The 8,413-nt window shown below is 29.5% G+C and carries 14 protein-coding genes; 10 read left to right on the top strand and 4 right to left on the bottom strand.

Going from position 1 to position 8,413, the window contains the following annotated elements:
* The first annotated feature begins 62 nt into the window (after positions 1–62).
* From NST63_RS27210 to NST63_RS27225, 4 genes are all read left to right on the top strand, one after another.
* Positions 63–236, top strand: a complete 174-nt coding sequence (locus tag NST63_RS27210; protein WP_212945963.1) for a hypothetical protein — start codon at positions 63–65, stop codon at positions 234–236.
* A gap of 25 nt (positions 237–261) precedes the next feature.
* Positions 262–879, top strand: a complete 618-nt coding sequence (locus NST63_RS27215; RefSeq protein ID WP_212945964.1) for a hypothetical protein — start codon at positions 262–264, stop codon at positions 877–879.
* 50 nt (positions 880–929) lie between these two features.
* Positions 930–1,067: an FbpB family small basic protein gene (locus tag NST63_RS27220; protein WP_212945965.1), complete on the top strand. Its 138-nt coding sequence runs from the start codon at positions 930–932 to the stop codon at positions 1,065–1,067.
* Between the two features lie 120 nt (positions 1,068–1,187).
* A complete protein-coding gene (locus NST63_RS27225) occupies positions 1,188–1,484 on the top strand; it encodes a hypothetical protein (RefSeq protein WP_251340334.1) in 297 nt (98 codons plus the stop codon).
* Between the two features lie 295 nt (positions 1,485–1,779).
* On the opposite strand, the gene NST63_RS27230 is transcribed toward NST63_RS27225, so the two are convergent.
* The gene (locus NST63_RS27230; RefSeq protein WP_212945966.1) at positions 1,780–2,121 is read right to left on the bottom strand and encodes a helix-turn-helix domain-containing protein; all 342 of its coding nucleotides are present in this window, start codon (positions 2,119–2,121) and stop codon (positions 1,780–1,782) included.
* A 108-nt stretch (positions 2,122–2,229) separates the two neighbouring features.
* Here NST63_RS27230 and NST63_RS27235 point away from each other — a divergent pair, with 108 nt between their 5' ends.
* Positions 2,230–3,390 carry a tyrosine-type recombinase/integrase gene (locus NST63_RS27235; protein ID WP_251340333.1) on the top strand — a complete coding sequence of 387 codons (1,161 nt, stop codon included), beginning with the start codon at positions 2,230–2,232 and terminating at the stop codon, positions 3,388–3,390.
* Between the two features lie 166 nt (positions 3,391–3,556).
* Complete coding sequence (locus NST63_RS27240; protein ID WP_212945968.1) at positions 3,557–3,733, top strand: hypothetical protein; 177 nt, start codon at positions 3,557–3,559, stop codon at positions 3,731–3,733.
* Between the two features lie 45 nt (positions 3,734–3,778).
* Here the strand turns inward: NST63_RS27240 and NST63_RS27245 are convergent, their stop codons facing one another.
* Positions 3,779–4,222, bottom strand: coding sequence for a helix-turn-helix domain-containing protein (locus NST63_RS27245; RefSeq protein ID WP_212945969.1), 444 nt, complete (start codon positions 4,220–4,222; stop codon positions 3,779–3,781).
* A gap of 301 nt (positions 4,223–4,523) precedes the next feature.
* On the opposite strand from NST63_RS27245, the gene NST63_RS27250 reads away from it, so the two are divergent.
* Complete coding sequence (locus NST63_RS27250; protein ID WP_058006921.1) at positions 4,524–4,715, top strand: helix-turn-helix transcriptional regulator; 192 nt, start codon at positions 4,524–4,526, stop codon at positions 4,713–4,715.
* A gap of 31 nt (positions 4,716–4,746) precedes the next feature.
* On the opposite strand, the gene NST63_RS27255 is transcribed toward NST63_RS27250, so the two are convergent.
* Positions 4,747–5,178, bottom strand: a complete 432-nt coding sequence (locus tag NST63_RS27255) for a hypothetical protein (protein WP_180212642.1) — start codon at positions 5,176–5,178, stop codon at positions 4,747–4,749.
* 135 nt (positions 5,179–5,313) lie between these two features.
* On the opposite strand from NST63_RS27255, the gene NST63_RS27260 reads away from it, so the two are divergent.
* The 3 genes from NST63_RS27260 (at position 5,314) to NST63_RS27270 (ending at position 6,959) form a co-directional block, all read left to right on the top strand.
* On the top strand, positions 5,314–5,718 hold the full coding sequence (locus tag NST63_RS27260; protein WP_341044315.1) for a sigma factor-like helix-turn-helix DNA-binding protein: 405 nt from the start codon (positions 5,314–5,316) through the stop codon (positions 5,716–5,718).
* 2 nt (positions 5,719–5,720) lie between these two features.
* The gene (gene nusG, locus NST63_RS27265; protein ID WP_058006267.1) at positions 5,721–6,488 is read left to right on the top strand and encodes a transcription termination/antitermination protein NusG; all 768 of its coding nucleotides are present in this window, start codon (positions 5,721–5,723) and stop codon (positions 6,486–6,488) included.
* Between the two features lie 330 nt (positions 6,489–6,818).
* The gene (locus tag NST63_RS27270) at positions 6,819–6,959 is read left to right on the top strand and encodes a hypothetical protein (RefSeq protein WP_341044316.1); all 141 of its coding nucleotides are present in this window, start codon (positions 6,819–6,821) and stop codon (positions 6,957–6,959) included.
* A gap of 18 nt (positions 6,960–6,977) precedes the next feature.
* Here the strand turns inward: NST63_RS27270 and NST63_RS27275 are convergent.
* Positions 6,978–8,302 (bottom strand): IS3 family transposase gene (locus tag NST63_RS27275; protein WP_139254896.1). Its coding sequence is split into 2 segments (ribosomal slippage): positions 6,978–7,924 and positions 7,924–8,302, totalling 1,326 coding nucleotides; the frame shifts between segments, so codons are not numbered across the junction.
* Between the last annotated feature and the right edge of the window lie 111 nt (positions 8,303–8,413).

Consider the following 8,413-nt stretch of genomic DNA (forward strand, 5'->3'; position numbering starts at 1 on the left):
TAAATGGATTTTCATTATTACTTGATTGGATTATCCTATCTTTAGAATTGGAGGAAACCATTGTGAGAAGTTGTGTATTGAGTGTAAAACAAGATCTTAAGGATATAAATATCGGCATGAATGATCAAGGATGCTTAAGATATATCTTATTGGATTATGGTAATGGAGTTACTGTTAAAATCACTAACAGTTCTAAGCAGCTGACAAATTTATTAGCTTTACTAACAAAGTATTAATTATTTTGGAAATTAGGTGGACTAAATGACCATTCAAGAAATCATTGAATCAAAAATTAATTTACAAGATGAATTGCATGCTCAATTAATGTCAATCCCTTGGTGGATTTGGTTAATGCTTTGTTTATCACTGGTATCTTTGCTGCTAACTTTTCTTATTAGAAAAATAGATAGATATGAAGATTATTGGCTAGCACCTTTAATTATTGGTTTATGTTTAATCTTTGGATCTATATATTTTTACATTCACAACCTAGATAGTAAAACAGATTTACTAATAGCTACTTGGAGAAATGATATTGTTAATCCTTTTATCGAATCCTTACCTATTGAAAAAAAAGAGATTATTTATATAAAAATAGATACTGAATTAAGCCATGAAATAGAAGGGGAGAGCATTTGGGGAATTGGGTATACAAAAAGTACTCCTGTTGAAAGAACACCTTTAACAGTATCTTTTAAAGATCAAGGAATTGTAACAAAGACAAACTGGTTTGAAACACATATGGAATTAACGGAAGAAGAGAAGCCATTCATAGAATTTCAACGATTAAAAAGGAATTTAGGGTATGGTGTTAACGCGGGATATTATAATGTGAAGGTTTACCTACCTAGGTCGTATCAATTCACAGAAATTAAATGATTACTTATTCAAAATTCACCTTGTGAATTTTTTAGAAAGGAGCACTCGTAATGAGAAGACGACAAATAATATCTTTTTTAGACTTACTCGAAAAGAACAGGAAGGAAATTAACAATGACCCTGAAGCGTTAAAAAAAATTGAATTAAAAATTGATAATAAGCATCAGAAGAATCTAAAAAATACTTAAGAGGGTTTTATATATGAAATTGAAATGGTAAAGGACTAGGTATTTAAAACATTTAAGTTGGAGCTCATATTAAAATAATTTCGCAAAAATGAAAGTAGTTTTGATTAAGGAGGAGTTCTTATGGCATTTTTAAATTTGGAGATTGAGACACAGTTACTTATCTTTTTTGGTGTTTTTTTCATTATTAGTATACTTGCGCCATATGCCAATATTAATAAAGAAGAAAAGCGATTGTATGTTCAGTTATTCTTTTTTACTCTAACTGGAATCTTATCTATCTTAACTTTCAAGTTATTAAATAACTTTTTTGAAATAAGAGACCTTAGGTTTTACTTTATTATTTTTAGCCTTATAATATTAATGCTTATTTACTTTTTTATTATATTTTTTAAAAAAATTATAAAAGTAAGGTCTTAAGAAGCTATTCGATATAAAAAAGTGTAGTTTAGAATAATAAAAATATATACTAATAAAAACAGTAAAAATAGGAAAGTTGGAAAATATGTATCGTGTTATCGATAAAATATATTCCAATTTTCCCAATGGTAAAATAAGTATATTACATGGTAATTTATCTATTAAACAGTTATTATTATAGCTAGCTGATACTATTGTCCTATTGTTTACAATTTCAACGGAGTATATTTCTACTAGTTGGAAAAATATAATAAACCATGTTAAAATAGAGAACAAGTGTTCGTTAAAATTGTAATTACATATTTTTTAAACGCTCATTGAGATATGTCATTAAAGCATTTTTTTCATTCTTAGGAAGTTTGTTAATTAACTCCACTAAATTTTTTGTATCAGTTGAGAGAAGATCCATTAACTTTAATTGTTCGTTAATGTCAACCTCAAATGAGTCACTAAAAAAGGCCGCTAGAGAAATATCCAATACGTTACAAATAGTGAACAATGTGTCTAATGATGGTTTTGTTTTATCACGTTCAATATCTGACAAATAGGATTGAGATATGAAAGCTCTGTCAGCAAGTTCAACACCAGTTAGATTCCTAATTTTTCTTAATTCTTTTATTTTCTTTCCAACATTCACATATATCACCTAAAGCTTATTATATCTTTTACAAATATCTTGATTTATCGCATTTATCGATTTTATATTGAATTATCGTTATTTGCGAATTGTCATATATAGAGAGAGGTGGTTGTCATCGTTTTTACAGATTTAGAAAAAAAAGAAAAGCAAACTTTGTTAATTCAGAATACAACAACCACTTTACTGATAAAGGAGATGCAGAAAGAGGGTTATTTAAAAGAATTACAACTTTTAAATGAAAAAAATGAAAGAAATCAGGAATGGGAATTTACAGACTTTTCCGATTTAGAAATGATTTATTTCTATATACATAGAAAAACACATATTCGTAATGACAGAAATAAAACCAAAGGAACTAAAACAGAATATTTAAGGACCCTTATTCAATTTTATAAGTATATCGAAAAAAACTATTCTTTTCTAAAAAAAGATGTTCCTGACTTTATAGAGGGGGAAGGTCTAAAGAATTTACGTCCCCGTCATATTCATCGATTTCATGAATATTGGAGTACTGCACCTTTGGGTAAAAAAGGGAAACCATATTCGCCAGCAACTATTCAGTCAAAATCAGCCGTTCTTAAAGCATTTTTACGCTGGCTTTATGAAGTAGGCTATGTCCAGTATCCTCTGCAAGAAAAAATACTAGACGCTTCAATTTCTGATCATGAAATACCTAATAAAGATTTATATCCTGAAGAAGCATTTCAAATTATTAATTTTTATAAAGACCATCCTATTAACTATGCATTGCTTACGACTTTAATGATTACAGGATTAAGAATAGCTGAAATTGCTAAAGCAAAGTGGAAAGATATTAGTTATGATGTTGCCACAGGCAACTTTTGGCTAGAAGGGTATGGTAAACGAAATAAACCCTTCTTAAAGAGAATTTCACCTATTTATTTTGAGAGAATTAAACAGTATAGAAAACGAAGAAAGTTAAGTACTGTTATTGATAAAAAGGATGAAACTCCACTATTTTCAGACAGAAACCAAAAACATTATTCAACTAAAAATCTTAGCAACTATATCATAAAGGTTATTTTAGATACCAAATTGCCTATTTTAGATGGTCGATTGAATAATATAACTCCGCATTCATTCCGTCATGCTTTTGCAATATATTTATATAGACAAGGAGCTGATTTATATACTATTCAAAAGGAATTAGGCCATAGTGATCCAAAAACTACTGAAAGGTATTTAGAAAAGATCATTAAAAAGGAAAACAGTGCAGGATTTTTTATCAAAGATAACGACTTTTGACATTTAATGATCTTGATTTAGTTTTAACCAGACTGGAAAATAAGAAAAATGCTGATTTTTAAACAGTATTTTTTTTATAAAAATATATAGTACTTTGGTAATGGTATAATGGTCATGTTGGTTTTAGGGAGAGATATAACAAAAACAATCAGGGGGAGATACATAAATGATTACCATAAAGAACCCACAGAAGTACATTCCATCTAATCGTTCAATTATACAACTTTGTAGTATGATAACTAAAAAAGATTCGAAAGTTTTTAAAGAAATGCTATCTAAATTAGAAGAAGACATAGTATCTATGGAAAAAGGTACTTGGCAGGTTGAATTAAAAAATGAATAATAGCGCATTAAAAAAAACGCTAACCATAAGGTTAGCGTTTTCGAGCTAGTCAAGCTCATCTTTTATAACAGCTCCGTAAAGCATATAAATGTACTTTTCTTTTTTATCTTCGGGAAGTCGGTTTAATAAACTAACAAATTTATTATATTCAGGATTTACTATATCATCTGTATCAACAAAAGGATGGTCTTGCTTACCAAGAAGATAGTCTATTGATATTCCCCCATACAGCTCAGATAATTTTAATAATACCTCAATAGACGGCAGGTTATCTCCAGTTTCGTATAAAGCATATGCAGATCTTGATATTCCAATTGCATTTGCAACAAACTCCTGGGTCCACTTATTATTTATATCTTCATTATTTCTTTTCTTTCTTAATTCTTTAATTCTAATGCTTATTATTTTTTTTAAGTCCTCTGTATGTTCCTTAACTCCTGAATCCTTCTCAATTATCTTGTCTTGTTCACTAAAATTATTAGTTCTCATGAGGTTCAACCCCTTAAATTATTCATAATCATTTTTAATTATTTTATTTCTATATACAGTTACTTTTACCGTAACAACAACCCAAAATTATGTTATTTATCCATTTCTATTAGTTTAATCAATAAATATCAATTTTTGTCTAAAAATATAAGTATTTGTATTGAAATGTTTCTGAGTGTAACATATAATGGTTCCATAATCATATTTTGTTATTTTAATTAAACATTTTTTATTTTTTTGTTATCGCAAACAACATTATATCAATTTGACATTATTTCTTTTTTGAAAAGGAGTGTGTTTCTTGTCTGAGAAAAGAGTGTGGTTAATTGAATTAAGAAAAATTAAAGGACTTACCCAAACAGAAGTCGCAAAAAGCTGCGAAATATCACGTTCCTACTACACTCTTATTGAAAATGGTAGTAGAACCCCCACAGTTTCAATTGCTAAATTACTTGGAAAAGAATTGGACTTTAATTGGAAATCAATTTATTAATGTTTCTTTATTTTTTCTCAAAACAATTATTTTAAGCAATTCTTTTATTTTCTGCTTCAATACTTATTGTCCATTGTTCCTGATCAAATTCAAAGAAAAATAATCGAATCAACTCAATTTCGTTTTTGGTCAATGGAAAAGAAATATCTACTATAGTCGATACATCGTTGTTAAGAAAAACATCGCTTTTAAATAATAAATTTGTTTCATTTTTGTTGATTTCAATAACATTTTCTTTTATTTGTACTGAATAATCATTTTTTGAAAAATAGTTAAGGAATGCTTCTAAAATATTGGTTTTGCTTAATGTCATTCCACAAAAAGGACAATTATAAATGTTTTCATTAAATAAATCTTGATCTTCTCCTTTAAATGTCAGATTTATAGGATTTTGATTATTTATTGTAGCAGCATACTTAGCTTCACGTTCACAAGGTAAGCAAGTTATTAAAATCTTTGCCATATAAACACCTCTTAAACATAAATTTTGTTTTTTATGGTGGTAAATTTTAAGGATTTTGTTATTCATTATAACATACGTAGAATTTACGCGATATAGTAAACTTTTATGATTTTCCAAAAGAAGGGAGTTGCTTGAATGGAAGATAAAAATTGGTTGGAAATGAGAGCTGAATATGATGCCGCAATTTCTAAACTTGAAAAGATGCTTATACCTCAACAGACAACTACAGATTTATCTACCCCCTTCGTTAGCATAGAACAAACAACTATTTACCTTCGTAATCAAAGGATTCGTTCTTACTTAAATAATTGTAGAGAGGCTAATAAGTCGTTAGGCATTAAAAAAGGCGAAAAAATCGCTGATCATTGGCTAGAAAGGTTAAGCGAAACTGAACGAAAAGTCTTTAGTAAATTCTATGAACAGAAGAAAAGTGTTTCTCAAATTTCTATAGAAATGGGATTAAAGGAAGAGAAGGTAAAGGAATATTTCAGAAGATCTATGAAAAAAGTGATAAAAGAAATTCAAAAGGAGGAAATTTAACTATGTCTTATTTTGCAGTCCATGTAAAAACGGGTTGGGAACAGTTTACAGTAGATAGGCTCCAAAAACATATCGAAAATACTCTTTTTGATGGTATTCAAAGTATCATTGCTCCAGTTCTTGAAATTAAAAAATTTATTGGTCAAGATGTTGTAGTTTCAAAACAAAAAATGCTTACAAGTTCATATATTTTTATCAAAACTCGTGAATTGACAGTTCAGGTTCCAGGAGCAATTTATCACTTTTTAAAAAACATAGCTGGTGTCTTAAATATTCTTCCTTATGATATACCGGAAAGTCAAATTGAAGAATTCTGTGATAATTATGATTTAGCTATTGAGGAAGCTGAAATTGAAGTACAAATAAATAAAGCAGCTGCTACAGATGAAACTATTGAAAAAGAAAAAGCTCATGTTCTTCATAAATGTAATATATCTGAAGTGAATGAGAAAAAGAAAACTATAGAGAAGTTCGATTCTATCAAACGAACAATAGATGTTTTTAATGAAATAATAGAGGAAGGGAAAAATTTAAATCATCGCTTACTAACTAAATGTCGCGCGTACATTCATTCAAAAAGGGAAACATTTCGTTTTCCTCTTGCACTATTTTTAAAAACTAGAGATCGAATTGATCCTGAAAAAACTCTTAGTAATAAACAATTAACTACATATTCATTTATTTTACCTGCATTAATGCAGACTATGAAAGAAGAAATTCGTGCTTATAAATTAAAACAAAAAATTTCAAAAGGTGGTGTTCAGAAGTAATTTATCTTTGATTCTTTAAAAAAGACCATTAAAGTAATCATACGAATTTATTTAAATTATACTTTCATATGATATTTATGCTAAAATTAATTAAAAACGATCGTTTAAATTTGATAATTTTAAACATTAAAATACAAAAAAATAAACCCCTGGGTAACTTATATTCGCAAATGGTTTGGTCGCCTTATCGAATACAAGTTTAAAATTGGGGTTTGCTTTTCAATAGTATTTTAATATGCTTCATTTTAGCATATTATTAAAAAAAAATGAAGAGCAAACCTTCTATTTTTCTGTGCCTAATTTTAGGTAAGGGGATTGGAGGTTTTTTAAATGAAGCCAGTTAGCTATAAAGATGATGAATTCATCCATTTCATATATAAAGATAAAGGTGAGTTTGTTCAAAGAGGAAAGGGAGAAAATAAAAAAGACTACCCCAAAAATGAACTGCGCCCTAAATTTCGGACAGTTTAATAAAAGTAACCCTGCTATTTAAGCAGCGATTAGATGACTTCGGTATTCTGCCGGAGTCATCTTTTTTAAATTCCATTGTCTTCTTGATGCATTATAGAAAATCATATATTGATTAACTAATTGTTTTAGTTCTTCAAATGTATGAACTTCTTTATAGTCCATTTCATCTTTCATATGTCCAAAGAAGGATTCCATTGGTGCATTATCGATACAGTTCCCTCTACGTGACATAGATTGTTTCAAATTCATCTGTTTCACCCTTTTTTGAAATTCTGGATGCGTGTAATGGAAACCTTGATCAGAGTGTATCATGGCTTCTGGATGTATATTATTCCCTAATTTCTCTTCTAATTTTGCTAGAGTATTGTAAACAATCGACATTTTCAATGTTTGTGATAATTCATATGCCACTATTTCACGTGTAGCGACATCCTTAACACAGGATAGATAGGCTGTTTTTCCTCGATACTTTAAATAGGTAATGTCAGTTAAAAATACTTTTTCCGGCTCGTCTTGTGTAAATTCACGGTTTAATCTATTTGGTAATGTCTTATGTTCTTGAGTAGCTTTTGCAATATTTTTATATGGGTTTGCACGTCGCACTTTCGCAAAGAAATTATACTTGCGCATTAGACGGCGTATTTTCTTTGGGTTCATTGGGTTTTCAAGTAATTCACATACTTTCATATAAAGTCCACGATAGCCAACTTTCCCTTTGAATGCATCATAGATGCACTTTAAAAAGAGATAATCCTCATAATCATTGTTCTCTCGAATGGCATGTTTTTCAGTATTCCGCAGCCATGCATAATAACCACTGCGACTAACATGTGCGACAGTACATAGCTCAGAGACACTATTGATTAGTTGATATTTACGAATTACTTCATTGATGACTGCGTATTTTTCATGTGGAGCTACTTGTGTTTCTTCGCCTTCCTTTCGAGTTCCTCTAGCTTTTTTAGTAATTCAATTTCAGCTTCGAGATAACGAATACGAGCCTCTGCTTTTTCTAGCTTCTTATCAGCGGATAACTCACTAGTTGTTGGTCTTCCCGTACTTCCTTTTCCTCGACGTTCTTCCAAAAAACCATTTTCTCCATATTGATTAAAAGTATTTCTCCAACGCTTCAAAGCTGATTTAGCTTTTTTAGGGCCAATCATTTCAAGATCAAACCCATTTTCTATAAAGATTTGAGTAGGTCCTTTCCCAGCTAAGTTCTCATTTACTGCTTTAATTTTAAATTCAGGTGTATATTGAATCGCTCGGTCAGATACTGAAGCAACATTGGGATTGGCTTCTAATAGTTGACGTTGATGTTCATTAAAATAGATTTTACTCATAAGATAACTCCCGTTCAAATTAATTATGTTAAGTATAACGGGCTTTTCCCATAGAAAAAACCCCGAATAGGGCACTTTTTTTTAAGTGTCTACTATTCGGGGTTCAGTTCA

Source organism: Heyndrickxia sp. FSL W8-0496, assembly GCF_038007825.1.
Taxonomy (GTDB): Bacteria; Bacillota; Bacilli; order Bacillales; family Bacillaceae_C; genus Heyndrickxia; species Heyndrickxia oleronia.

Excerpts from the sequence above, each read along its gene's own strand:
- NST63_RS27255 (WP_180212642.1), bottom strand. The coding sequence starts at position 5,178 with ATGGCAAAGATTTTAATAACTTGCTTACCTTGTGAACGTGAAGCTAAG.
- NST63_RS27240 (WP_212945968.1), top strand. The coding sequence starts at position 3,557 with ATGATTACCATAAAGAACCCACAGAAGTACATTCCATCTAATCGTTCA.
- NST63_RS27225 (WP_251340334.1), top strand. The coding sequence starts at position 1,188 with ATGGCATTTTTAAATTTGGAGATTGAGACACAGTTACTTATCTTTTTT.
- NST63_RS27270 (WP_341044316.1), top strand. The coding sequence starts at position 6,819 with ATGAAGCCAGTTAGCTATAAAGATGATGAATTCATCCATTTCATATAT.
- nusG (WP_058006267.1), top strand. The coding sequence starts at position 5,721 with ATGTCTTATTTTGCAGTCCATGTAAAAACGGGTTGGGAACAGTTTACA.
- NST63_RS27245 (WP_212945969.1), bottom strand. The coding sequence starts at position 4,222 with ATGAGAACTAATAATTTTAGTGAACAAGACAAGATAATTGAGAAGGAT.
- NST63_RS27260 (WP_341044315.1), top strand. The coding sequence starts at position 5,314 with ATGGAAGATAAAAATTGGTTGGAAATGAGAGCTGAATATGATGCCGCA.
- NST63_RS27215 (WP_212945964.1), top strand. The coding sequence starts at position 262 with ATGACCATTCAAGAAATCATTGAATCAAAAATTAATTTACAAGATGAA.
- NST63_RS27220 (WP_212945965.1), top strand. The coding sequence starts at position 930 with ATGAGAAGACGACAAATAATATCTTTTTTAGACTTACTCGAAAAGAAC.